Genomic DNA, 25099 nt, shown 5'->3' with positions numbered 1-25099 from the left:
TCCCTGCAGGCTCCTCCGAACCCAGTACTGCCGATCGTCGGACGAAACGCTTGCGACTTGAATGCTCTGTGACAGTGGCACACAATCAATGCTTCATTCAACAAGGAGCAGGCAATGCTGGACTGGAACGAATACCGCAAGGAATTGGCGGGCAGGCTGGGAGAGTTTTCCGAGTTGAGCCCAGGCACCATGGAGGGCTACAAGGCCTTGTCCGGTGCAGGCAGGAAGACCGGCCATCTCGATGCCAAGACGCGCGAGCTGATTGCCATTGCCGTGGGCGTGACCACGCGTTGCGACGGCTGCATTGCCGTGCATACCAAGGCTGCCAAGGCAGCTGGTGCCAGCCGGGAAGAAATCGCCGAAGCCCTGGGTGTGGCCGTGGCCTTGAATGCGGGCGCCGCCATGGTCTACTCGGCTCGCGCTCTGGACGCTTTGGACGAGTAACGTTCTAAAAAGATAGCAGCCAGCGCCTGTCTGGCTAGCCATACCTAGCCGTCAAAGCACGACCTGCGTGCCCAGCTCCACCACCTGGTTGGCTGGCAACTTGTAATAAGTCGCCGCACTGGCCGACTGGCGAGACATCCAGCCAAACAGCGCGCAGCGCCAGGCCGAGAGACCGCCTGGCCCGTCCACCACCTGCACCCTGGCCACAAAGAAGCTGGTCGTCATCGGGTCGAGGTTCGGTATCTCGCCATCGACGTCCGGCGCAATCCGCTGGAGCGCCGCCGGAATATCAGGCTGCTCGCGAAAGCCGAAATGCATGTCCAGTGCCCAGACCCCATTGCACATGGGCTTCAGCTGCAGGCGCTCGCCATCATGCACATAGGGCGTGTTCTCGTTGATCACGTGGAGAAACACCGTCTGCTCATGCATGACCTTGAAATGCTTGAGATTGTGGAACAGCGCATTCGGCACAAGCTTGGGGTCGGAGGTCAGATAGACGGCCGTGCCGGACACCACCGGCACGCCGCTCATGGGCGAGCTCATCAGATCGCTCATGGGGATATCGAGGCGACGGCGATGTTCGGCCACCAACTGGGTACCGTCGCGCCATGTGGTCAGCGCGATGAAGATGATGGCGCCCAGAGTCAGCGGCAGCCAGCCGCCCTGCTCCAGCTTGGTCAGGTTGGAGGCAAAAAAGCCTATCTCCAGCACCGCAAAACAGGCCAGCGCCGCCAGTGTCACGGCTCTTGCTCGGCTGCGCCCCAGATAGACCACAAAGCCCACCAGCATGGTGGTGATCAGCATGGTGCCCGACACGGCAATGCCATAGGCCGCCGCCAGCGCTCCCGAGGACTTGAAGGCCAGCACCAGCGCGATCACGGCCAGCAGCATCAGCCAGTTCACGCTAGGGATATAGATCTGGCCCTGCTCCTGATCGGAGGTATGCAGCACGCGCACACGCGGCAGATAACCGAGGCGGCTGGCCTGCAGCGTCATGGAATAGGCCCCCGAGATGGTCGCCTGCGAAGCAATCACCGTGGCGGCCGTGGCCAACACCACAAAAATCAGCAGCCAGGACGGCGAGGCCAGCAAGAAAAAGGGATTGCTGGCCGCAGTCGCATCGCGCAACAGCAAGGCGCCCTGGCCGAAGTAATTGAGCATCAGAGCCGGAAACACCAGTCCATACCAGCCCAGACGCACGGCCCGGCTGCCGAAGTGGCCCATATCGGCATAAAGAGCTTCGGCACCTGTCATCGCAAGAAACACTGCCGATAGCAGAAAGAAGGCCTTGTCCGTGTGTTGCACGGCGAAGCGAAGCGCATGCAGCGGGTTGACGGCCTGCAGCACCATGGGCGTCTGCACAATGCTGGCCACGCCCGCCCAGGCAATGCAGAGGAACCAGACAATGGTGACCGGGCCGAACAGCTTCCCCACCACACTGGTGCCCTTCATCTGAATGGAAAACAGTCCGATCAGTATGCCTATCGTGATAGGTACGATGAAATGCTCGAACTCCGGCGTGGCAATACTCATACCCTCCACGGCAGAGAGCACGGAAATCGCCGGCGTGATGATGGCGTCCCCATAGAACAGTGCGGCCGCAAACACGCCGGCCCCGACCACAAAGCGCGAGCGGCGCGACTGATCGCCCATCACGCGGTGGGCCAGCGCCGTCAGCGCCAGCACGCCGCCCTCGCCATCGTTATCGTGGCTGAGCACCACCCACACATATTTGATGGCGACGATGACGATCACGGCCCACAGCAGGGCCGAGAGCGCAGCCAGCACATTATCGGGACCCACCGTCAGTCCATGGGCGCCGGTAAAAGCCTCCTTGAACGCATAGAGCGGGCTGGTACCGATATCGCCAAACACCACCCCCAGAGCCGCCAATGTCAGTGCCGACTGGCTGCTGCCCTGCCCCGTATTCCCAGCCCCCTGAAGCCCGTGTTTGCTTTGTGACATAGCCATGCTTTTGCAGTGATAGAGGCCGCCGCAGTCGGGCGGCGGCAGCCCAGTATGGCACGCTGACGGAAATTGGAAAGCCTGGATGACGCCGGACCGAGCTGTCTTTCTTTATGCAATCTTGATAGCAGCAGCCACAATCCATACCAGGGCTTGACGCCTGATTTTCTAGATTCAAGGCTTCGCAACAACCGGCTTGCCCTTCAAGCCCGCCTCCCATGAAGCCTGTCGCCATCCTCCAGCATGAAGCATCGCAAGGCCCTGGCATCCTGCTCGACCATCTGCGCCAGCAAGACATTGCCCATGTGCTGATAGATCCCTGTGCCGAAGGCGCGGCCCCGGCCAATGCGCGCGACTATCGCGGCATCATCGTGCTGGGCAGCAACCATTGCGCCAACGAGCAGTTGCTCTGGATCGATGAAGAGCGCTGCCTGCTGCAAAGTGCCCTGCAGTACGACATCCCCGTGCTGGGCCACTGCTTTGGCGCGCAGATGCTGGCCCGCGCCATGGGCGCAGGCGTCTGGCGCAACCCCTGCGCGAATATCGGCTGGAGCGAAGTCCGCATCACCCCCTGCGCTCAGCAACTGATGAACCTGCCCGCGCAAGCCACCATCTTCAACTGGCACTACGACACTTTCGACATTCCGACGGCCGCCAGGCGCACCATGTATGGTCAGCATTGCCTGAACAAGGGCTTTATCCACGGCCGGCAATGGGCGTTTCAAGGCCATCTGGAAGTGACCGCAGACAGCGTGCGTCAATGGTGCGGCGAGGGCCACGATGAGCTGCTGCAGGCCCGGGGCCCGGCCGTTCAGAGCGAGGCCCAGATCCTGGCCCGACTGCCGCAACACATAGGCCAGTTGCATGCCATGGCACTGCGCACCTACAAGGCATGGACCGATCAGCTGGACAGGCCGGTTTCTGTTTCGTGCAACAGCCTTTCGGAGACTGTGAGCCGATTTCGCCTCAAATCCAATGAGTACTTGCACATGCAGCGATGAATTCGCAAGCATCAGCCTCCAGCAATGCAACGAACAGACGTTTTGTTGCATCTAGAGGACAGTCTCTGGCAAGGCAGGGCCGCCGTCTGGGCCAGAATGGCCTGCAAACTCACTGCCCCAAGCTTCATGGACTTCACAACGCTTGAAAAACACCTGGATGCCTCGCCGCTGTTGAAGGCGCACAAGCACTACTTCCTGAATCTGGCCCAGCCCGCCGTCGCCATTCGCCTAGGCCCCACCATGGGCGAGCCCTTGCAAAGCCGCTTTGGCGGCCAGCCCATGGTGCCAGCGGGCTTTGTCTGGCCCGAGCATCCGGACGGCCACTACCTGTTTGTCGGACAGATCAACTTTGCCGAGCTCCCCGGCGGACCCGGTCGCCCTGCAGAGCTGCCGGCCAGCGGCCTGCTGTCGCTGTTCCACGGCTTTGACGAGGACGACGCCATCTTCTGGCGCGACCAGGACTATCTCAAGGCGTTCTACTGGCCGGACATCAGCGGCATGCATGAAATCCAGGCTCCCCACCAGTGGGTCACGGACAACCGTGCGCTGCAGTTTGAGAACGGCATCGACCTTCCTCGCCACGAGGAGCTGTGCAAGGACTGGCCCGTGGAGTTCAATGAACTCCAGGACTGGCTCCATGGGCTTGAGGAAAGCGGCGATCTGCCTCGCGACTATCTGCTGGGCCGCCCCTCCTGGGACAGCCTTGGCTACGACCCCACGCCCGACGCCGAGGAATACCCTGGCAGCTCGCACTGGCGCTCGCTGCTGACGCTGCAGTCGCACGAGGAATTCCACTGGTGCTGGCAGGACAGCGCACGGCTCATGGCCTTTATCGAGGATGCCAGGCTGCACGCCAGGGACTTCAGCCACCTGCAAGTGGACTGCGGCTAACGCCTGGTTCAACAGCCACAACCTTGAAGAGCAGCCCATGCCCACACAGATTCCACAAGAGATCCTCAAGCACTGGCAAAACGGTCACAAGATCGAAGCCATCAAACAACTGCGCGAACAAGGCGGGCTGGGTCTGCAGGAGGCCAAGGACCTGCTGGAAGCCAGCGACGAGTCGGACTTTGTCCAGCATGGCGCTGCAGAGCAGACGCAGGCAATACAGCAGTTACGCGAGCAGCTAGAAAAACTGGGCATGAAAGATGCCACGTTGCTGCTGGACCAGCTGAATCGGGACGACGCCGCGCCCGGCAGTTCCTTCTCTTCCATCAAGACCACCACCACGACCGTCAATGGCAAGACCACCACCAGCGTCACCGTGAGCGGCGATCATGCAGAGGCCATAGAGGCGTTGCTGTCCGGCGCAAACGCAGTGCCTGCAGAGACCAGGGCCGAGGTGGAAGACGCCATGGCACGCGGCAACAAGATCGAAGCCATCAAGCTGCTGCGCGAGGCCACGGGCCTGGGTCTGGCCCAGGCCAAGGAACATATCGATGCGGCCATGGATGGCATTGCGCTGGACTGGCAGATCCTGCAACGGCAATCGGTGCGGGCCAGCGCGCAAACCGACTCTCGGGCCACGGCAACCGCGCCCGGCGAAGTCCCCAAAGGACAAGATCAATATCTGTGGCTGCTGGTACTGGCACTGGCTGCTGCCGGCCTTTGGTACTACTTCAAGATGCCCTAAAACCCATAACAGACAAGCGAAGAAAGCTCACTTTTCAGGAGCTTTCGACTCGAACTCAAGGTTGCGGGGCGGTCGTATCCGCTAGTTGCCAGCCGCCACCCAGCGCCTGGTACAGCGCCACGGCGTTTTCGAGCTGGCTCTGGCGCAGGCGCAGCACTTCCTGCTGCACGGCAAACAGATTGCGTTGGGCATCCAGCTCCTCCAGATAGCTGGCATAGCCGGCCTCATAGCGATCCTTGGCAAAGCCCAGCGTACGACCCAGCACTTTTTCGCGTTCCTTGGCATGCTCCCACTGGGCTTGCAACTGCTGGGAACTGACCAGAGCTGTTTCCACGTCGCCAAAGGCCTTGATGACCACACCGCGATAGGCGTAGGCAGCCTGATCGCGCTGCGCAGATGCCGCATCGAACTGGCCCTGCAGGCGACCGCCATTGAACAGCGGCGCCAGAATGCTGCCGCCCAGAGACCAGACCCGGGCCGGGTTGTAATCCAGCGCGTTGATGAACAGGCTGCCGAAGTTCGCACTCAGGCTCACCTGCGGCAAAAAGGCCGCGCGCTGTGCCGCAAGATTGCTGTCGCTGGCCGCCAGCAGCAGCTGGGCGCGTGCAATGTCGGGGCGGCGCTCCAGCAAGCCCGACGGCAAGCCAGGTGCAGGCATGGCGGGCAGGCTCATGGACTCGAGTCCGGCATGGACGCTCAAGCTGGAACGGGCCAGGGCCTGTGCCTGGCCATCACCGCTTCCGCCCGCCAGCTGCATCAGTGCTATGCGCTGGCGCTGCAGCGCCAGAGACAGCTGCTGCACCGATTGCCGCACGCTTTCCAGCTCAGCCAGCGCCTGGCTTTGCTGCAGCTGCGAGATATAGCCCACACGCACCTGGTCAGTGAGCAGACGCACCGCGTCCTCGCGCGACTTCACCGTGTCCTCGGCCACGGCCAGTTGGGCCTGCAGCGAGCGCAGAGCGATATAGGCCTGCGCCACGGTCGCGGCCACCGTCAGACGCATCGCGTCGCGATCCGCCTGGCTGGCCTGCAGGCGCTGATCGGCGGCCCGGCTCAGACTGCCCAGGCGATCCCAGAGATCCAGCTCCCAGCTCGCTTGCAGCACGGGCTGAGCCGAACGCACATGCACCATCTGGCCGGTTCGTGCGCTCAGGCTGCGGTTGGCCGAGCCCGGTGCGCTAAGCGACAGCTGAGGCGCAGCTGCCGAGCCCGTCACATCGAGATTCGCACGTGCCTCCTCCACCCGGGCCAGGGCGGTGAGCACATCGTTGTTGCGCGCAAGCGCCAGCTCCACCCAGCGACTCAGCTGCGCATCACCAAAGGCCTGCCACCAACCGGTCTGAACTGCGCCGGCAGCACCTGCGGCCCGTTCCGTGCTCCAGCTGGCCGGCACCGCAGGCTGAGCGCTGTCCGGGGCCCGGGTCAGACTGGGCACGCTGCAGCCAGCCATCAGCAATGCAAGCGCCAGTGGCAAGGCACGCACGGTATGGAAGGCGTTCTTCATGGCTTGGCCTGTTCGGATGCGGAAACTGCGGGCGCTTGAGATTTTTGAGCCAAATCGACCTCAATCGCTTGATGGGTCTGCGCTGAATGCTCTACTTTTTGTGCAGTATCGAGGCGCACGATGACCGACATCCCAGGGCGCAGGCGCGCCGCATCGGCCTGGCCCTCGTCGATGGCAATCTTGATGGGCAAACGCTGTACGACCTTGGTGAAATTACCCGTGGCGTTGTCGGCCTTGAGTACGCTGAACTCCGAACCCGTGGCCGGCGCAATCTCCAGCACATGGCCCTTGAGGCGCAAGCCGCCCAGCGCGTCCACGCTGAAGCTCACGACCTGGCCGATCTGCACCCGGGCGGTCTGGGTTTCCTTGTAATTGGCCACCACCCAGTAAGTGGGCGGCACCACATACATGAGCTGCGTACCGGCCGCCACGTACTGGCCCTTGCGTACCGATACCTCGCTGACCTGTCCATCGCTGGGTGCATGGACCACGGTGTTGTCCAGATTGATCTGTGCCTGGCGCAGCAGCGCCTCGGCCATCTGCACCTGGGCCTTGAGAGAGTCACGGCCCACGATCGTGGCCTTGATCTTTTCCTGATTGATCGCGATGTCGGCCTGGGCTTTGGCCACATTGGTCGCGGCCAGGCGCGAGGTGGTACGCACCTTGTCGCGTTCGTTCAGAGACACGGAGCCTCGCTCGGCCAGCTCCTGCACACGCTTGAGCTCCGCCTGCGAACGCTGGGCCTCCGCCTCCACGGCAGCCAGACCGGCGCGGCTGGCACTCAGCGTGGCACGGTTCTGGGCCTGTGTCTGTTCGGAATTGCTCAGCTGCGCCTGGGCATTGGCCAGTTGCGCCTGGGCCTGAGCGACGGCCGCTTCATAGCTGCGGCTATCGATGCGCACCAGCGCCTGGCCGGCCTTGACCTGCTCGTAATCCTTGACCAGCACCTCGGTCACATAGCCATTGACCTGCGGAGCCAGCACGGTGACGGCACCACGCACATAGGCATTGTCCGTGGTCACCACAGAGCTGTTGAAAGGCCACAGATTCCAGGCCCGCAACACGAGCAGCATGCCTGCAAGGGCCACGACCAGCATGATGAGCACGCTGCGCAAAGAAGGCTTGATCTTCTTCGGCGTGGGAGGCAATGCTGCAGCGGGTGAAGGGGCAGCTGTCGCCGCAGAGGCTGCGGGGGAATGGGGTTGTTGACTGTCGCTCATGCTCAATCTCTTGCTGTTATCGGTTTGAGTTCCTTGTCTGGTGACCGGAGCCATCCCGGCCGCCATCACCGGCCGCAGGGCTGCTGCGGGCGTTTTTGTCGATTTCCTGCTCCAGTTCGGCCTCGAGTTCGAGCGCCTGGGCGTTGTCCTGCAGGGGATCGCGGCTGGCCAGCACGGCCTGCTCGCGAGTCTCGGCAGCCTGCGCCGCGGCAGCCAGGCGCCTGGCCTCCACGCCTTCGATCACCACGGTGCGCGCCGGACTGGCGGACTCGGTCCGAGCGCCCTCTTCCACATCGCCATAGGCATCGGTGGCCGTGGGCTGCACCACCACCGTGACACGCTGCGATACATCGGGCTCATGGGCGTTCGCTGCCTCAGGCTCTACAACCGGCGCCACCGAAGGTGCGCGCTGGGGCGTACCGTCGGTCCCGGCGGCTGCCGCCACCTGGTTGCCGCTTTGCCTTGTCATGGCGCGCACCATGGCGGCAGCCTGGCGCACGCGCGCCGAGGCTCCCAGGCTCCAGAGCAGATACAGCAAGGCGATGGCGGCCGTCAGCGCAAACACATCGTTATAGGCCCTGACATTGGCTTCGCGCCGCACGATCTGCGACAGCTGCAGCGTTCCCTGGTTGGCGCGCATGGCAGGATCGGGCGTCACCTTGCCGTAGATCTGGTTCTGTATCTTGAGCCGCTCGGCCACCACGGGGTCGGTCGGGTCCATCTGCGCCACCAGGGCCACGGAGTAGATCTGCTCGCGGTAGGTCTGGTAAGTGCTCAGCAAGGCCGAACCCAGCAAGCCGCCCATGGCCTGCGTCATGGAAATCGTGACCACGGCGGTGAGCATGTGGTTGGCGCCGAACTTCAGTCCCTGGATGATGCCGGTCAGCATCAGCGGGCCCATGAAGACGCCCGAGCCCACCGCCAGCAGAAACTGGCTGAAGAAAAAGTCCGAAGGACGGTCCACGCTGCTGCGGTGGTGATCGAGAAACGCTGCCACGGCAAACAGCGCAATCGCCACCACGATCTGCTTGCCCATATTGGGAACACCAAAAGTAATAGCAGACAACGCAATGCCTATAATCGTCCCCAGCAGAATCACCATGAATAGCGGCTGCATCTGGTCGGATGTCATGCCCAACGTGCGCATCAACCCCACCACGCCGTAACTTTGCTCGGCCGTAAGAAAGCGCAGCAAGATGGCTCCGATCACGAAACGGATCGTCGGCATCTGCGCGAACCAGCGCGTGTGGAACATGGGGTTGGCACGATGGTGTTCGATGTAAAGCGCGACGCTGAGCAGCGCGATCGCCGCCACCAGCATCCAGGCCAGCCCCGGCGTATCGAACCACCAGCGCGAGTAGCCCTGGACCAGCACCGCAATCAACAGGCCCAGACCCGGAACCATCAGGCAGAAGGTGACGAAGTCCAGCTTCTCGAAGGTCTTGATGTACAGGCCCGAGGGCAGCTTGAGCAGCACCACGGCGGCAAAGGACATCAGCGCCAGACCGGCTTCAAACAGATAGAGGTTGTGCCACTCGCTTTTATAGAGCAGACCCGGCGACAGAATCCAGGCCAGCGGCGTGGCCAGCTGGACCACGCCCACGCCGATCACCAGCATCTTGAGCACATAGGTGCGCGGTGCCGACTGCAGCATGTAGAGCGTGCTCAGCGAGGAGCACGTCGCCGCTGCCAGGCCGCTGGCCGCACGCAGCAGAATCAGGCTGTCGTAGCTGCCCAGCAGCAGATGCAGCACGCTGAGCGTCGCGTAGCAACCCAGGCCGATCTCGGTGAACAGGCGCATGCCGAACTGCTGGCGGAATTTATAGACCAGCAGATTGGCCGTCATATTGAACATGACGTAGGCGCCCGTCAGCCAGGCGGCCTCGACCGAGGTCAGCCCCATCTGTCCCTGAATCGTGGGCAAATTGGCGGTGAACAAGGCATTGCCCAGGCCACCGGTCAGCCCGACCAGGACCGCAATCAGCCCATAGCAGACGCGGATCCAGGGCTCGTGATGGGGCATGGCCGGCGAGCCGGGCAGCGCGGGCTTTTCATGCTCGGCCCAGTCCGGCGGGCGGCGCAGCAGGATGACGGGCCCCTGCGCAATGGCTGGAGAAGCTGAAGCCTGGCTGCTGGGAGGTTTCGGGCCTTCTTGATTGGCTTGAGCCCCAGTGGCTTGTGCTGCAGCTTGACTCATAAACCTCAGGCCTTGATTCCGTCCAGAATGATTTGCAAGGCACGACGCGCCAGTTGCTTGCGTTGGGCAGGAGTTTCGCCACGCAGGGCACCGCCCAGCATGCCGAACACCAGAGACAAATCCTTGGCATTCAAGGTCTGCTTGCACAGGCCCTTGGCCACCGCACGCTTCATGGGCTCTTCGAACACCAGCCACATCTGCTGGCGGGCATGAATGACTTCTGCATCGCTCTGGTCCACCGTACGCCAATAGTCCACCAGCGTGGCGGACACAGCAATGCGCTCGCCCACCAGAGCCAGCAGCTTGAAGAAGGCCTGGTCGTCGTCCTTCCAGGCGGCTGCGGCGGCGCGGGTCTTCTCGACCGAGCGCTCCAGCAGCGCCAGCATGATGGCGCGACGGTCCGGAAACTGACGATACAGCGTGGCACGGCCCACCTGGGCACGCTCGACGATGAGATCCAGGGGTGCGGTCACGCCATGCTCGGCAAACACGGCATCGGCCGCGTCCAACAACTGGGCGCGGCGTTCGGCGGATGGAGGACGGGTGGTGGACATGGCGCCAATTATCGGACAGTTTTGTCCGATAAACTGCAGCACTCGGCGTTTCCCCTGACCTGGCAAGGGTCGGACAAGACTGCGCTCAGTCGCGCGGCAGCGCCTGCAGGCTGCGCCGGCTGGTGAACTCGCGCCGTTGTCCAGTCAGGGGATCATCGAAGGCCAGGCTGCGCGCCAACAGTTGCAAGGGCCTGGAATAGTCGCCCGGCTCCGGGTCGTTGACCACGGGATAGAAGGCATCGCCCCTGAGCGGCAGACCCAGCGCCGCCATATGCACACGCAGCTGATGGCGCTTGCCCGAGACCGGACTGAGCCGGTAGCGTGCCCAGGCGCTGTTGTGCTCGATGATTTCCATCAAGGTGCGGCTATTGGGTTCGCCAGCCACCTCATGCATGCGAAAGAAATGCCCACTCTCCTCCATGCGGCTCGCGTGCTCGCGCGGAAAGCTCAGCTCCGCGCGGTAAGCCGCCACGGCCTCGTAGACCTTGTGAATGGCCCTGTCCCTGAACAGCCCTTGATAGATGCCGCGTGTGGCGCGCTGCACCGAAAACACCACCAGCCCCGCAGTGTCGCGGTCGATGCGATGAATCGGCGACAGCTCGGGCAGGTCGAACTCGCGCCTGAGCCGCACCAGCAGCGTGTTCTGCAGATAGTGGCCGGCCGGCACCACAGGCAGAAAATGCGGCTTGTCCGCAACGAGCAGATGCGCATCGCGATGGATGACTTCAGCCGCGAACGGAATCTCTGGCTCGGCCTCCAGTTCGCGATAGTAGTAATAGCGCAGCCCCGGCATGAATGCAGCATTCGGACCGGCCTTGTCTCCCGCTTCGCTGACCACTTGACCAGCTGCCATGCGGCGCAGCCAGTCTGCGCGCCCGACAGCGGGCAAGCGTTCGCACAGAAAGTCGATCAGCAGGCCCCCGCCCTGGGAGGGCAAGACCACACAGCTGGGGCTGACGCCATCGCGCACCGGCAGAACCTTGGGATCGTGGGAGTTATGCATGGCGCGGGATTTTAGTGGCTGGCCCGGCTCCTGGCTTTCGTTGCCCCACGGGCCCTGGTCAGACCGTGATGCGACTTCGCGCCGGCTAATCTGTTCGGATATTGGCTTTGCGAATGGTGTTCTCCAGAACTCTTTTCTCCTGCTCCAGATAGGCCAGGAACTGAGGATGCCCCATGCGCATGGGCTTGAAGCCTGCTTCCGTCAGTTTTCTGACCATCTCGGGGTCCGCTTGCAGGATCGCGACTTCATCGGCCAGACGCTTCACGATACGGGCATCCGTGTGCACGGGAGCCAGCAAGCCTTGCCAGGCCTCGACTTCCAGATTGCGAAGGGCCGGCGTCTCCGAAAGATTTGGCGCCTGGGGCAGCGTGGCCAGGCGCTGGCGGGATGTCACACCCAGTGCCTTGACCTTGCCCTCCAGAACAAACGGCTGCGCCAGCGCAACAGGCAGAACGGCAAGGTCGATCTGACCACCTGCCAGCTCGGTCAGCACCTGCGGGCCAGATCTGTAGGGAACATGTACCAGATCGATACCGGACATCTGCTGAATCAGCTCCCCCGTCAGGTGCAGGCTGGTTCCGATGCCATCGGTGCCCAGGGTCAGTCGCCCCGGCTTCTGGCGCGCAAGTTCAATGAGATCGTCCGCACCGCCCGCAGCTAGTCCCCGGCGTGCGAGCAGCACAAAGACCGAAGAGGCTACAGGTGCCACGGGCTTCAGCTCCTGCAGTCCGTCGTAGCGAAACTTGGTCGGCGAGATCAGCGGCGCGACCAGCACAGAGCTGGCCACACCGAAGAGCAAGGTATAGCCATCGGGTCTGGCCTTGATGACACGCTGCGTTGCAATAGTCCCCGATGCCCCGACCATGTTCTCTATGATCACGGGCTGGCCCAGGCGCTCTGCCAGACGCGGCATGACCAGTCTGGCAGCCACATCCACACTGCCGCCCGGTGCGAAGGGCACCACCACCGTCAGTGCCTGGGCAGGCCAGGCCTGTGCCGTCGCCTGGCTAGCCAGTGGCAGTTGCTGAAGCAGTGGAGCGCCCAGCGCCCAGGCTGCAAACTGTCTGCGTCGTATTTGCATGATGATCTTTCTGCGGGATCGCAAGGGTTCAGCGGGACAGCCAGGGCAGTTGCTCTGCCTGATAACGCCAGGTCTGGAACACCGTGTTCACGCGCCCCGGGCCTGTGCGGCGTGCAGCAGCATCGGGGTACTCGCCGAACCAGGGCAGAATGAACTCCCAGACCACCTCGCCCTGCGGCGTCACTTCAAACAATCGCCCCGTGGCCGACTCTGTGATGTGCGTGTTGCCGTTCCAAAGCCGCTGCGCGCTGCCCATGAAGGCGGTGTAGAAGGCGTTGACCATCTCGTCCTGGTAGCTCCATGCGATCTCGTGGGAAACAGGATCTATCTCCAGCACACGCGAGAAAGCCACATGGGCTCCCTGGCGGAAGTTGCCGTTGTCAAAGGTCAGGACATGGCCGTTTGCCAGCGGAACCGGAGCATGCTGGTGCGAGACCACCGAAGGTGGGATATGCAGCTTCACTTTGCCGCTGGACTTGTCCACGCCAATGATTCCCGAGGTCGTGCGCAGACTCATGAGCACCGTGCCATCGGCGGCCAGCCCGAGTCCGTTGACCAGGGGCCAGTGATAGCGGCCGAAGCCCGGGTGAATGGGGAAGTCCTCGGGCTCCAGATGCTCCCAGGCCTTCCATTCCCAGACCAGCCGGCCCGAGCGGTCCACTTCCCGGATCACATCACCATACATCAACTCATCAGCACCAAGCGAGCTGCCGCCCGGCACGCGTTCTGCAAAGCCTTGGGGCACAGGGGCGCAGGCTGCATAGAGCAGATGACCATTGGACAGCCACTGTGCATCATGGTGGTGTGTCGGGTCTTCATAGCGCCAGACCACCTCCCCGTCGGGCCTGACCTCGTAGAAATCACCGCCATGCCACATGGACCAGGGTGCATAGAGATCAGGCGATTCACGGTGGTTGCCGTTGTAGCCGAGATTGCCGTTAGGCAGGATGACGGCATGGCGGCCGGCGCGCACGGGCAGCTTCCACTCATGCGCCACCTGACCGTGGATATCTATGAGGTAGACATGTCCATCGGCCGTCTGGGGGGCGATCAATGTGTAGCCGCCGGCGCTGAGAGCGCTGTCATGAGCGATAAGACCTGTGCCGCGTCGGCGTTGGGTGACCTGGTCAACGGTGGTAGCCATGGGGTTCTTTCTGTGACTTGAGGGATTGATGGCTGCCACTCTAGGAGTTCGTCAGCGTCAGGAATAGCTGATTGTTTTTTAAGAGGTGTCAGAAAAAACTTTACACTTAGCCCATGCCAGCGATTTCACAAGCCTTTCGATGCTTTGACGAGGTGGCGCGCCGAGGCTCGGTGCGAAAGGCCTCGGCAACGCTGCACCTGACCGCCGCAGCGGTCAACCAGCAGATCCTCAATCTCGAAGCGCAGGTCGGTCAGCCTCTGTTCGACCGGTTGCCCAGAGGCATGCAGCTGACCGTGGCGGGCGAGATCGTGCTGGCAGCGGTCAGGCGCAGTCAGCGAGACTTTGACAATGCCCTGGCCCAGGTCGAAGATCTGAATGCCTTGCGACATGGGCATGTCAGCGTGGGTGTTCCCCACGCGACGGCCGAATACCTCGTGCCTCAGGTGATTGCGGCAATGCATCAACGCTATCCCGATATCACCTTCAGCGTGCGCGCCGGAATCGGTGAAGAGCTGCTGCGCCATGTGGCTCAGGGCGAGACCGATGTGGCCTACTGCCTGCGCCGAACACCTCCTGCCGGTGTCGAGGAGATGCGCTCCTGGGCACAGCCCCTGGGCGTGGTGATGGCTCCGGATCACCCTCTGCGGATGCGTCCGCGACTGCTGCGTCTGCGTGACTGCCTGGCCTATCCGCTGATCATGATGACTCCCGACATGGAGTTGCGCAGCATGCTCGAACGTCTGGGCGACGGTGCGCTGAGCCGGATCCAGCCGCTGGTGGAGACCAGCAGCATCCCCATGGCCCGTCGCCTGGTGGCAAGCGGCCAGGCACTGGCCTTCATGCTGCCGGACAATGTGGCGGAAGACATGGCAGCCGAGCGTCTGAGCTGGCGTGCGTTGCACGATGCCGGTTCGCTGCTGCACAGCTGCGCTTATCAGCGAACCGGCTATGCGATGGCAGCCGCAATGGAAATGTTTCTGACCGAGCTGGAACATGCAGCGGACGAGCTGAAGGCGAACTTTGATACCGGTGTTTCCTGGTCCATCGGCAATCTTGCCGTTTGACTGCACTGGTACGACGTGCGCTGGAGAAGCACAAGCGCCAGAAAGTCGATGCTGAAGTCTTTGCGGAGTGGAGCTGCATTTCTTGAAGCGCTGTAGCCATTGCTTCAGACGATTGCGCCCACAACACAAGGAGGCTTCGAGCTGCTGCACCGTTTCCTCGACCGGTGTGGAAACTTCTGAACTCATAGCATGCGGACCTGCATGCGTCAGGCAATTGGATGACGAGGCAGTACCTCTATGCGTAATAGCATGTGGCAAAAGGATGCAACCGCCATGGTCGATAACGCCAGCACTTCAGCCTCTGAACCCAATCCTGCACATCAGCGCCTGACGCGCCACTGGCTGCGCTGGGCGGCCATTGCGATGGCGCTGCTGCTGGCCTTGATTCTGGCAGCGGCACTGCTGATTGCCTTCATGGACTGGAACAAGCTCAGGCCATGGATCAATGAAAAAGTCAGCACTTCCGCGGGCCGCGACTTTGCCATCAACGGTGACCTGCAGCTGCAATGGACCTGGCCACAGCCCCTCGATACGGGCTGGCGCCACTGGGTGCCCGGAGTGGTGCTGCATGCCAGCGATCTGACACTTTCGCAGCCCCAGGGCTGGCTGGTTCGGCAGGCACCTGAAAAAGCTGATGACAAACAGCCGGTATTGCCTGCGACACCCAAGGAGCTCAATAACGGTCGCCTGCCCGAGCAAGACCAGGTAGCGAACGAGAAAAAGACGAGCGTAGATGACGACGACGCCATAGCAGATGCCGGCCGGCAACCGCCCGAGCGCGATGCTCGCACCATGATCACCGCAGCAAATGCCACGGCCAGCCTGCGCCTTTGGCCACTATTGGCGCGCCATGTACAACTCGACTCCTTGCTGTTGCAGGCTCCGGATATGGTGCTGGCCCGCAACGACAAGGGCGAGAACAACTGGACATTTGACAAGCCCGCAAGCAGCGGCCCGAAGTGGAGTTTTGAAATAGGCCAGCTGCGCATCAGCGACGGCGTTCTGGGCTGGTCCGACGCCGTCAAGAACATGGCCGTGCGCGCCCGTTTCGACACGCTGCGCAGACCGGTCAGCGCCGATCAACCTTATGGTGTGCGCTTCGGCCTCGCCGGCTATCTGCATCAAGGCAAGACCCGCGCGCAGATTCAGGCCCAGGGTCTGGCGGGACCGGTACTGGATCTACGTCAGGACAGGCTGCGCTTTCCGCTGCGCATATCGGCCAAGGCCGGCAGCCTGCAAGCGTTTGCCGAGGGGATTCTCGACAATCCCAAGACACTTGACGGACTGGACTTTCAAGTTCAGATACGCGGCAAGAGCATGGCCGACCTGTTCGAGCTCAGCGGCCTGTTGCTGCCCGCCACTCCGCCGTTCGAAACCAGCGGCCGTCTGATCGGCAGCCTAGCGCCGGGCAAGGCCGTCTGGCAGTACGAAAAGTTTCAGGGTAAGCTGGGTCAGAGCGATTTGCGTGGCGATCTCCAATACCGCTCCGCCCAGCCTCGGCCAAAGCTGACGGCACAGCTGCACTCCAAACAACTGCGACTGGTGGATCTGGGACCGGTCATAGGCGCAGCCCCGTCCGGCAGCCCCGACAAGCCCCAACCCGTCAACGGCAAGGTACTGCCACAAGTCCGGTTCCAGACCGAGAACTGGGACAAGATGGATCTCGACCTGCGCTATGAAAGCAGCCATATTCTGCGGCCCGAAGCTCTGCCCCTGCAAAACCTCAGCGTGCATGCGCTGCTGGACAACGGCAGACTCACCCTCTCGCCACTGAAGTTCGGCCTCGCCGAAGGCACGCTGAATATCGATGCCAGCGTGGACAGCCATGCCAAGCCCGTTGCTGCCAAACTCAACGCACAGGTGCAGTCGCTCAAGCTCTCCGCGCTGTTTCCCACGATTGAAAAGATGAAAAAAAGCCTGGGCCGGCTCGATGGCGCAGTCGCGCTCACCGGACAGGGCGAGTCGCTGGCACAGTGGCTGGGCACGGGCAATGGCTCGCTACGCCTGTTTGTACGCGACGGCACTTTCAGCTCGCAACTGCTGGACCTCGCGGGGCTGAACGTAGGCTCCATCGTCATCGCCAAGCTGTTTGGCAGCGACAAGGAAGTTCAGCTGCGCTGTGCCGTGGCCGACTTCAATGTGCAACAAGGCATTGCCCGCCCACGCATGGCCAAGCTGGCCACCACAGAAGCCGTTGTTGAGGCCACGGGCGAGATCAATCTGGCGCAGGAACAGCTCAATCTGCGCATCGTCCCCGAATCGCTGAAGTGGAAGTTCTTTTCGTTGCGCACGCCACTTTATGTGCGCGGCAGCTTTGCCAAGCCCGATGTGGGCCTGGAGCCAGGCCCCCTGGCAGCCCGTGCCGGTGCTGCAGTGGCTGCTGCCGTTTTTGCACCAGCGGCACTGGCTTTGGTACCGCTGACCGTACCTGCCGCTGACGACGATGTGAACTGCAAGCAGTTGCTGACTCAAGTACGCCGTCAGTAAACGAAGGCAAGAGCACGCCGCTGGCTCACGACTTCGAGCCGGAGCTCATTGGTATTTGCTTGTCTGCGCACGAGCAAATTCAGTCATCAACGCACTTGGACTCAGTGGCGGTCTTCATTGTGGAACATCATCGGATGCATCAAATCTCGAATGCCCCAAGCCTAGGAATGAAGCTCAGCACTCTGGGCACGTAACCACTCGAATACCTGCAGGACAATTTCCGAACGCGCCTGCTTCTCCATCCCCGACAACCACCAGGTAGCGCCAGGCAAGCGCGGATATTCCGAAAGTATTTGCAGTTGACCGCGTGCGAGGCTGGCGTCTACCAATAGACGCGGCAGGCAAGCAATACAGCCACCTTCCAGAACCGCCTCGATCATGAGTCGAGCGTCGTCATAAATGGCTCGCTTCCTGAAGCGTGCTAGCGGCCCCAGGAACAGCGGAGCAGTCACGTCACTCGTCAGACTCTCTTCCAGACAGATCAGATCCGCATGCAAATGATGCTGTGTCTGCGGCACTATGGCTAACTTCCGTGCCAGATCGGTGTTCGCGACGAGTACCCATTCATCGTGCAATAGTGGTATTTCCTGCAAGCCAGGCTGCAAAAGAGGCCTGTTGCCGATAGCGATATCAACATCGATTTCGTCGACAAAACGGGCACTCTCATCCACGGACAGCAGCAGACATAGCTCGGGCAGTTGAGCTTGCAGTTCTCGCAATCTTGGCTGCAACCAGCCATGTAGCAAGGGTGCCGGGCATACCAGCACCACCAATCCCGGATCCAGGTACGTGGCGATTCTTCCAAGGCCACTGCGCAAAACGGTCAGTGTACGTTGAACGCTGCGCAGCAGCACTTCACCTGCGACGGTTAGTTCCACTCCCCGCCCTGCCCGGCGGAACAACGGCTGCATGACCTGCTCTTCCAGCTGCTGCACCTGATGGCTGATTGCCGACTGTGTCACATGCAGTTCGTCAGCCGCACGCGAGAAACTGCCATGTCGGGCTGCAGCCTCAAACCCCATCAACAACTTCAGAGAAGGAATGCGATGCTCTGACATATGAGAAAACTTAATACATTTACCAAAATCATATCATTTGTCCTCATGAAACCACCCATCCACAATGCCGTCCATTGCGATGCGGAGGCAATTTCCCTGCATTGATTCTTTTGATTAATAAGGATGGGTGATGAGTACACGTCGATATTTCATGCGTGGTTGTGCATCGGGTGGCGGCGCAATGGCGGTATTGGGTTTGCTAGCGGCGTGTGGCGGAGGTAGTGATAGCGGTCCAGACACCAACCTGGTCACTCCGCCTTTGGACAACGGCAGCACCAGCAATCAGGGCCAGGAGTGGCATATGCCCGACGAGGCTGAAGCACACAAGGCGACTTGGATGGCGTATGGCGCCTCGACCGCCATCTGGACACGTGCGCAAGTACCGCAGGTTCAACTGGCACTGGCGCGCATCGCCAACGCCATTGCAGCCTACGAACCCGTCAACATGCTGGTTCGCCAGAGTGAACTCGAAAATGCGCGGCAGTTGCTTGATCCGCGTGTCACGCTTATTCCCGCCAAACTTGACGATCTGTGGATGCGCGACACTGGCCCCGTCTTCGTACGCAAGCCCAATGGCGAGCGGGCCTGTGTGAAGTTCAATTTCAATGGCTGGGGAAAAAAGCAGCAGTTTGACCATGACGGTCTGGTCGCCGATGTGGTCAGTGCCCATGTGAAATTGCCGCTGCTTGCCACACGCCTGGTCCTTGAGGGCGGAGCATTGGAGGTTGACGGCAAGGGAACGGCCATCATCACGGAAAGCTGCGTACTGAACAGCAATCGCAATCCAGGCTGGAGCAAGGCCGATTGCGAAGCAGAGTTACGCCGTTTGCTGGGTATTCGCAAGGTCATCTGGTTGCCCGGCATCAGGAACAAGGACATCACTGATGCCCACACGGACTTCTATGCTCGCTTTGTACGTCCCGGCGTGGTGGTTGCTCACCGCGACATGAACCCTGACTCCTATGAGTATGCGTTGACCAGGCAACACCTGGATATCTTGCGAAGTGCCACCGATGTCGACAATCAGCCGCTAAAAATCGTCGTTGTTGATGGACCCGGCCAGATTCGCCCGGGAAATAATCCGGACACTTTCGCTGCTGGCTACATCAACTACTATGCAAGCAGCCGCGCCATTTTCTTGCCCGAATTCGGGGATGCGAAAGCTGATTCGATTGCCAAGGAAATATATGCGCAGCTGTACCCAGGACGCGCAGTGATCCAGATCAATATCGACCCGATCGCTGCCGGTGGCGGCGGCATCCATTGCACCACGCAACAGGAAATCATCTAAGACTGGGTGAGCCATATGCAACGACGACATTTCCTGAATGCAGCTCTTGGCCTGACAGCGGGCACAGCCTCTGGCATGCATGGATTGCCAGCTCTGGCGGCCGGTAGCTGGCGCATGCCTGACGAAGGGGAGCGCCACTCTGCCACCTGGATGGCCTTTGGCGCCAATGACGACGTGTGGGGCAAACGTCTGAAATCGGGCGCGCAGGCAAACCTGGCACGCATCGCACAAGCGATTGCCAATGTTGAACCCGTTCACATGCTGGTCAATGAGGAAGACTACGACCTAGCGGCGCGGTTGTGCGGCAACAAGGTCAAGCTGGTGGTGCAGCCCATAGACGACCTCTGGATGCGCGACACGGGGCCAGTCTTCGTGAAAGAGGCTGGCGGATCATTAGCCGGTGTGAACTTCAACTTCAATGGTTGGGGTGAAAAGCAGGACTACGAGGACGATGCGCTGGTGGCGGGCTTCGTCGCAGGGCGCGCGGGCGTCCCCGTTCTGGAAAGCTCCCTCGTGCTGGAAGGAGGCGGAATCGAAGTCGATGGCCACGGCACGGCCATCATTACGGAAAGCTGCGTTCTCAACGCCAACCGCAACCCTGGCGTAGGCAAGGCGCAATGTGAAAAAGAGCTGCGCCGAGTGCTGGGCATCGAGAAAGTCATCTGGTTGCCCGGTATTGCCGGTCAAGACATCACCGATGGCCATACCGACTTTTATGCCCGCTTTTGCGCGCCCGGTGTGGTGGTGGCTGGCTATGAAAGCGATTCGTCCTCGCCCGAGCACACGGTCACCAGGCGCCATCTCGAAATCCTGCGCAAGGCCACGGATGTGCGCGGTCTTCCATTAAAGGTCGTGACCATGCCAGGGCCTGACCATGTTCGACCGCAGTATGAGAACAAGGACTTTGCCGCAGGCTATATCAACTTTTATGTATGCAATGGCGCGGTGCTATGCCCTGAGTTTGGTCATGCGCAAGCCGATCGCAACACGAAAGCGATCCTGCGTGAGCAATTTCCCGGGCGCGACATCGTGCAACTCAATATTGACGCAATCGCAGCAGGCGGTGGCGGCATCCACTGCACTACACAGCAGCAGCCGGCCTGAAATGTTCAATAGACCTGTCCAGAATGCTTTAAGGCAAGATGGTGCTGGATTGTTCCAGCCATTTACTTGAATGCCAGCGATCGGCGGCAGCCAGAAGGCATACAGCCTCCTGTACTGCCGCGGACAGACCTTTAGGCCTCGGCCCCGGTCGTTCTTCAGAATCAGGCGCTCTTGAGGCGGAAGACGCTGACCATCTGCGACAGGTCGCTGGTCTGCTGCTGCATGGATTGCGCAGCAGCGGTGGACTCTTCCACAAGAGCGGCATTCTGCTGGGTCACCAGATCCATCTCGGCCACAGCGCGGTTGATCTGCTCGATGCCGCTGGTCTGCTCATGGCTGGCGGCTGTAATCTCACCCATGATGTCCGTCACTCGCTGCACGCTGCTGACGATTTCATCCATGGTCTGACCGGCCTGGCTGACCTGCGCGCTGCCCTCTTCCACCTTGGTGACCGAGGCCTGAATCAGCTGCTTGATTTCCTTGGCCGCTTCAGCGCTGCGACCGGCCAGAGAGCGCACTTCCGATGCCACGACGGCAAAGCCGCGACCTTGTTCGCCGGCACGGGCCGCTTCCACGGCGGCGTTCAGCGCCAGGATATTGGTCTGGAAAGCAATGCTGTCGATCACGCTGATGATGTCGGAAATCTTGCGCGAGGACTGGCTGATGGCCCCCATGGTCTCCACCACTTGCGACACCACCATGCCGCCCTTGACGGCCACATCGGAGGCTGACAGCGCCAGCTGATTGGCCTGACTGGCGTTATCGGCGTTTTGCTTGACCGTGGAAGTGAGCTGCTCCATGGAGGCAGCGGTCTGCTGCAAGGAACTGGCCTGCTCTTCCGTGCGCGCAGACAGATCATGGTTGCCCGCCGCAATCTGGCCCGACGCTGTGGCAATGCTGTCCGTGCCCTGACGCACCTGCCCCACCAGCCTATCCAGGCTGGTATTCATATCGTGCAAGGCCTGCATGAGCTGCCCGGTTTCATCGCTGCTGCTCACATGGATCCGGGCCGTCAGATCACCATCGGCCACGCGGCGGGCCACGCTGACCGCATGCTTGAGCGGAGCGGTGATGCCTTGCGTCAGACGCCAGGCGCTGACGGTACCGATGGCCAGAGCCAGCAAGGCCAGAACCAGGAAGTACGTCCTGCTGCTGCTCTCGATCTGCTCCACCTCTGCCGCCTTGGCGTCAAGGCTGGCGCGCTGCAGGTTCAGCAGCTCGCCGAGCAGCTTCAGATAGCCCTGGGCGGCCGGCACATAGCTGTTGATCAGCGTGGACTCAGCCTCTTCGGCCATGCCGTCGGCCTTGAGCTGACTGACCTTGTCGCGGCTGGCAATATAGGTTTTGCGCACCTGCATGATCTTGTCCAGGATCTCGCGTTCCGCAGGCTGGGTGATCAGGGGCTCGATCTGCTTTAGAACATTGGCCGTGCTCTTGGTAGTGGCAGCCGCATCCGCCGCCAGAAACTGCACCAGACTTGCGTCGCTGCTCTTGGCGATGGCCGTGGTGCGAGCCACTGCCACGCTGACATTGCTGTTCCAGTCGCTGATCAGGCGTTCCTTGGTCAGTGGCTCCTGCATCATCTGCTGCGTGGCCTTGCCCACCGAGTGCAGCTGCCAGATGCCGATAACCGTGATCACCACGGCAAATGCCAACACCACTGCGAACCCCAGGCCCAGCCGGGCACCAATGTTCAGCTTGGTCAATCTCATCGCTTTCATCCATTCCATAGAAAAGTAAATAGCCGGCAAAGCGGCCACTCCGATACATGAAATGGGGCCACCGCTTGCTGCGTCGCTCGCCTAGCGCAAATAGCAACACAATGTAATTAGTATTATCAGGGGATTACGTCGCTGGATTGAGCTAGCTGGCCAACGGCTGCAGAGGCTTTATAGAAATCACCTCGACGGCTCACCTCCTCGCATCTGCAAATAGCAAAGCCATTGCTTTCGAGCAGACCACTGTTCGAAATCTCGTCACATAGATGAACAGCGGCCACACTCCGGGAAGGTCGCTGCATCATTGCATCCTGAAAAGTGCGGGCCTCTTTGCAAACGCCAAAAGGCCTGCGCCACGAGATCGCGCAGGCCTTCTACCCCAAGCCCGATCAACTGGCCAATGTGATGGTCACAGTGGTGTCGCCATAGCTCGCAGTGGACTTTGCGAAGCCATCCACCACCACACTGGTGAACTTGTTGTGCACGCCTTTGGCGGTCAACACGACAATCTTGTCACCTGCCTTAGGGGTGTAACCACTGATGAAGCTCACGTTCAAAGCACCGGCCAGCGCAGCGTGGTCGGCCACGGCCAACGTACCTGCAGTGCTGCTGGACAGCGCCAAGTTCAACTCCCCCGACTTCTGGGTGTAAGAGCCGCTCACCTTGAGCTGGTCGCCGTTGGTCGCCAAAGTACCACCATCAATGTATACCGCGCCGGTGCCTATCGCGGAGGAAGAGTCCGCACGCAAGGTGCCTGCGGAAACCACGGTGCCACCACTATATGTATTGGCGCCTGTCAATGCCAGGGTGCCGTTTCCGCGCTTGGTCAGTTTGCCCGCGCCGCTGATGTCGTTGCGCCAACGGTCAAAAGTGCAGAAGCCCGAAGCACAAAAGCCTTCGATGCTGTCGTTCATGGTGACGGTCACATCTGCTTCCAGCCGGCCGTAGCCGCTGGCCGCATCGAACAGGTTCAGTCGCCCAAAGCCTTCTTCATCGTCAAGCACTGGGTAGCCGGAATCGATGGCCGTGGTTTTGAGCACGGCTCGCCGCTGGTCAGCCGTCAGATAGGGGAAGCGGGTCTCCAGCAGGGTTTCCATTCCTTTGGGTACAACGGCAGGCTTGCCAGCCTTGGCCTTGTCTTGTGCAAAACCGAATGTCAGCCGCCTGAGATATTCCGCCTTGGTGGTCGCGAAATCCGCAAAGCGGTCTTCACCGGGCTTGGCCGAGTGCGCAACGCTCCAAAGCTCCACGCCGGTATTCACGCCCAGTTTGCTTCGCAACTGCGCTTGTGCTTGCTGAAACACGAGCTGACGCTGTGCTTCGGTATAGCTCAGACCTCGATCGCCAGCGCCCTTCAGAAAAGGCATCCATACGGATGAGCCCAGCATGCGCCCGCCCATGACGCCCAGCGCCGAGTGCATGCCCGCACGAATGCGGTTCTCACCAGCCTCAAGCCCGCGCGCCAGGGCTTCATGGAAACGCTGCGGCGCCATATAGGCAATAGCCATTGAATAGCGCACGAATTCGGCCGTATGGCCGCTAGGGAAATCGGAGTCTTGCTGAGCCTTGACCTGCGCCGCAGCGGCATCGTCACCTGCGGCGCGGCGCGACATCAGCTCCGGCAGCACTTTGACGACAGGCAGCCTGCTGTCGGCTGCCGACCAGCGATACGGACGGGCGAATTTGTAAAAACCTTTGGGCCCATTGTCCGAAGCAATATTGCCGACCGTGGCGTTGTCAACGAACTGAAGCACCGCGCCGAACTCGGGGTTAGTCTGGATATTGGTATCACCCCAGCCTGAGCTGGGATTCTTTGCCAAATCATCCCAGGCCTGGCCCAGCGGCCCCAGCGAGCCACCCATGACCGTGCGCGTGACCTTGTTGCCCGTGTCGTCCAACTTGATCTCTTCCTTCTGCGCATCGGTGTAGATTGTTTGCGTGGTCAGCTTGGACGAGTACGCCATATTCTGCAGGAATAGCTCGTTCTTCTTGATCGTTCCCGTGGTCCCTGCCGCCGGCGCCTGGCCTGGCGTGCTATTGGTGTTGTCTGCTGTAAGCACATGCCAGACACCGTTCCACGTGGTCAGAGCGAAAGCCTCACATCCCTGCTTTCCGGCGACGTTGGTATCCGGTGTGGTCGCGCCAGGCGCGAAGATGCCAGCGAAATCGGATTTCTTGAAGCCGTTCATCTTTCGCTCGGAAGGCTCCCAGATATCGAGGAAGCCCGAAAGAATGCGCAGCGTGCTGTTGGTGGTGTGATCAGCGTAGCAGGAGTTGTTGCCATTGGCCGTTGCATCATGCCTGCCGGAGTTGAAGACGGTGGCATCTTCGCGGTATCTGGGTACATCGGTACGCGACACCGGCATGCTGGTCGCCGCTTGCGCTGTGACGTTGATCGTCTCGGTGCCCAGCCCTGCAGGCGGGCCGGGAATCACGTACTCGGCCACCTGGTCTTGATTGCCGCCGTCACCACCGCCACAGCCAGCCAGAGTCAATATTGTTGCCAGGGCGACGGCACGAAGCACGAATGTTTTCTTGTGTGCGGAAAAATGAACAGGTGTCTGCATACGCAAGCCAATCTCAAAGGGCGGAAAAGCTCGCAATCTTGGTAAGCGATCGTGAATCCGTTAT

19 protein-coding genes are annotated in these 25099 nt (G+C 61.1%); 8 read left to right on the top strand and 11 right to left on the bottom strand.

Annotated features, from left to right (window positions below; translation table 11 throughout):
- The first annotated feature begins 114 nt into the window (after window positions 1-114).
- Window positions 115-444, top strand: coding sequence for a carboxymuconolactone decarboxylase family protein (locus tag JAO85_RS02765; RefSeq protein WP_004340750.1), 330 nt, complete (start codon window positions 115-117; stop codon window positions 442-444).
- 51 nt (window positions 445-495) lie between these two features.
- Here JAO85_RS02765 and JAO85_RS02760 read toward each other — a convergent pair whose 3' ends face one another.
- Complete coding sequence (locus JAO85_RS02760) at window positions 496-2409, bottom strand: potassium transporter Kup (RefSeq protein ID WP_012838282.1); 1914 nt, start codon at window positions 2407-2409, stop codon at window positions 496-498.
- A gap of 218 nt (window positions 2410-2627) precedes the next feature.
- Here JAO85_RS02760 and JAO85_RS02755 point away from each other — a divergent pair, with 218 nt between their 5' ends.
- From JAO85_RS02755 to JAO85_RS02745, 3 genes are all read left to right on the top strand, one after another.
- A complete protein-coding gene (locus JAO85_RS02755) occupies window positions 2628-3410 on the top strand; it encodes a type 1 glutamine amidotransferase (RefSeq protein ID WP_039048713.1) in 783 nt (260 codons plus the stop codon).
- Between the two features lie 126 nt (window positions 3411-3536).
- Window positions 3537-4301 carry a YwqG family protein gene (locus JAO85_RS02750; RefSeq protein WP_202787398.1) on the top strand — a complete coding sequence of 255 codons (765 nt, stop codon included), beginning with the start codon at window positions 3537-3539 and terminating at the stop codon, window positions 4299-4301.
- Between the two features lie 37 nt (window positions 4302-4338).
- Entirely contained in the window at window positions 4339-5043 is a 705-nt protein-coding gene (locus JAO85_RS02745; protein WP_202787397.1) for a ribosomal protein L7/L12, read from the top strand.
- Between the two features lie 55 nt (window positions 5044-5098).
- Here the strand turns inward: JAO85_RS02745 and JAO85_RS02740 are convergent, their stop codons facing one another.
- The 7 genes from JAO85_RS02740 to JAO85_RS02710 all read right to left on the bottom strand — a co-directional run bounded on the left by JAO85_RS02740 (window position 5099) and on the right by JAO85_RS02710 (window position 13746).
- Window positions 5099-6547 carry an efflux transporter outer membrane subunit gene (locus JAO85_RS02740; protein WP_202787396.1) on the bottom strand — a complete coding sequence of 483 codons (1449 nt, stop codon included), beginning with the start codon at window positions 6545-6547 and terminating at the stop codon, window positions 5099-5101.
- Window positions 6544-7767, bottom strand: coding sequence for an HlyD family secretion protein (locus tag JAO85_RS02735; RefSeq protein WP_202787395.1), 1224 nt, complete (start codon window positions 7765-7767; stop codon window positions 6544-6546). Before JAO85_RS02735 ends, JAO85_RS02740 begins: the two co-directional genes overlap by 4 nt.
- A gap of 16 nt (window positions 7768-7783) precedes the next feature.
- Window positions 7784-9964: an MFS transporter gene (locus JAO85_RS02730; RefSeq protein WP_202787394.1), complete on the bottom strand. Its 2181-nt coding sequence runs from the start codon at window positions 9962-9964 to the stop codon at window positions 7784-7786.
- A 5-nt stretch (window positions 9965-9969) separates the two neighbouring features.
- The gene (locus JAO85_RS02725; protein WP_054074182.1) at window positions 9970-10518 is read right to left on the bottom strand and encodes a TetR/AcrR family transcriptional regulator; all 549 of its coding nucleotides are present in this window, start codon (window positions 10516-10518) and stop codon (window positions 9970-9972) included.
- An 85-nt stretch (window positions 10519-10603) separates the two neighbouring features.
- On the bottom strand, window positions 10604-11521 hold the full coding sequence (locus tag JAO85_RS02720; RefSeq protein WP_202787393.1) for a pseudouridine synthase: 918 nt from the start codon (window positions 11519-11521) through the stop codon (window positions 10604-10606).
- A gap of 85 nt (window positions 11522-11606) precedes the next feature.
- Complete coding sequence (locus JAO85_RS02715; protein WP_202787392.1) at window positions 11607-12602, bottom strand: tripartite tricarboxylate transporter substrate binding protein; 996 nt, start codon at window positions 12600-12602, stop codon at window positions 11607-11609.
- A 28-nt stretch (window positions 12603-12630) separates the two neighbouring features.
- The gene (locus tag JAO85_RS02710; RefSeq protein ID WP_202787391.1) at window positions 12631-13746 is read right to left on the bottom strand and encodes an aryl-sulfate sulfotransferase; all 1116 of its coding nucleotides are present in this window, start codon (window positions 13744-13746) and stop codon (window positions 12631-12633) included.
- 113 nt (window positions 13747-13859) lie between these two features.
- Between JAO85_RS02710 and JAO85_RS02705 the strand changes: the two genes are divergently transcribed.
- Together JAO85_RS02705 and JAO85_RS02700 are read left to right on the top strand one after the other, a co-directional pair.
- Entirely contained in the window at window positions 13860-14810 is a 951-nt protein-coding gene (locus JAO85_RS02705) for a LysR family transcriptional regulator (RefSeq protein WP_202787390.1), read from the top strand.
- 249 nt (window positions 14811-15059) lie between these two features.
- On the top strand, window positions 15060-17297 hold the full coding sequence (locus tag JAO85_RS02700) for an AsmA family protein (protein WP_370552194.1): 2238 nt from the start codon (window positions 15060-15062) through the stop codon (window positions 17295-17297).
- Window positions 17298-17458: 161 nt separating this feature from the next.
- Here JAO85_RS02700 and JAO85_RS02695 read toward each other — a convergent pair whose 3' ends face one another.
- Window positions 17459-18355, bottom strand: a complete 897-nt coding sequence (locus JAO85_RS02695; RefSeq protein WP_054074179.1) for a LysR family transcriptional regulator — start codon at window positions 18353-18355, stop codon at window positions 17459-17461.
- A gap of 130 nt (window positions 18356-18485) precedes the next feature.
- On the opposite strand from JAO85_RS02695, the gene JAO85_RS02690 reads away from it, so the two are divergent.
- Together JAO85_RS02690 and JAO85_RS02685 are read left to right on the top strand one after the other, a co-directional pair.
- Window positions 18486-19646, top strand: coding sequence for an agmatine/peptidylarginine deiminase (locus tag JAO85_RS02690; protein ID WP_237734673.1), 1161 nt, complete (start codon window positions 18486-18488; stop codon window positions 19644-19646).
- A 6-nt stretch (window positions 19647-19652) separates the two neighbouring features.
- On the top strand, window positions 19653-20750 hold the full coding sequence (locus JAO85_RS02685) for an agmatine deiminase family protein (RefSeq protein WP_202787389.1): 1098 nt from the start codon (window positions 19653-19655) through the stop codon (window positions 20748-20750).
- Window positions 20751-20911: 161 nt separating this feature from the next.
- Here the strand turns inward: JAO85_RS02685 and JAO85_RS02680 are convergent, their stop codons facing one another.
- Both JAO85_RS02680 and JAO85_RS02675 read right to left on the bottom strand, forming a co-directional pair.
- Window positions 20912-22462, bottom strand: a complete 1551-nt coding sequence (locus JAO85_RS02680; RefSeq protein ID WP_202787388.1) for a methyl-accepting chemotaxis protein — start codon at window positions 22460-22462, stop codon at window positions 20912-20914.
- Window positions 22463-22857: 395 nt separating this feature from the next.
- Window positions 22858-24993 (bottom strand): autotransporter-associated beta strand repeat-containing protein, encoded by a 2136-nt coding sequence (locus JAO85_RS02675; RefSeq protein WP_370552188.1) that lies wholly within the window; start codon window positions 24991-24993, stop codon window positions 22858-22860.
- Between the last annotated feature and the right edge of the window lie 106 nt (window positions 24994-25099).

The sequence above is a fragment of the Comamonas sp. NyZ500 genome (assembly GCF_016772095.1).
Lineage (GTDB): Bacteria > Pseudomonadota > Gammaproteobacteria > Burkholderiales > Burkholderiaceae_C > Comamonas > Comamonas thiooxydans.
Note: the sequence above shows the minus strand (reverse complement) of the source record. Positions and strands in the feature narration are given on the sequence as shown.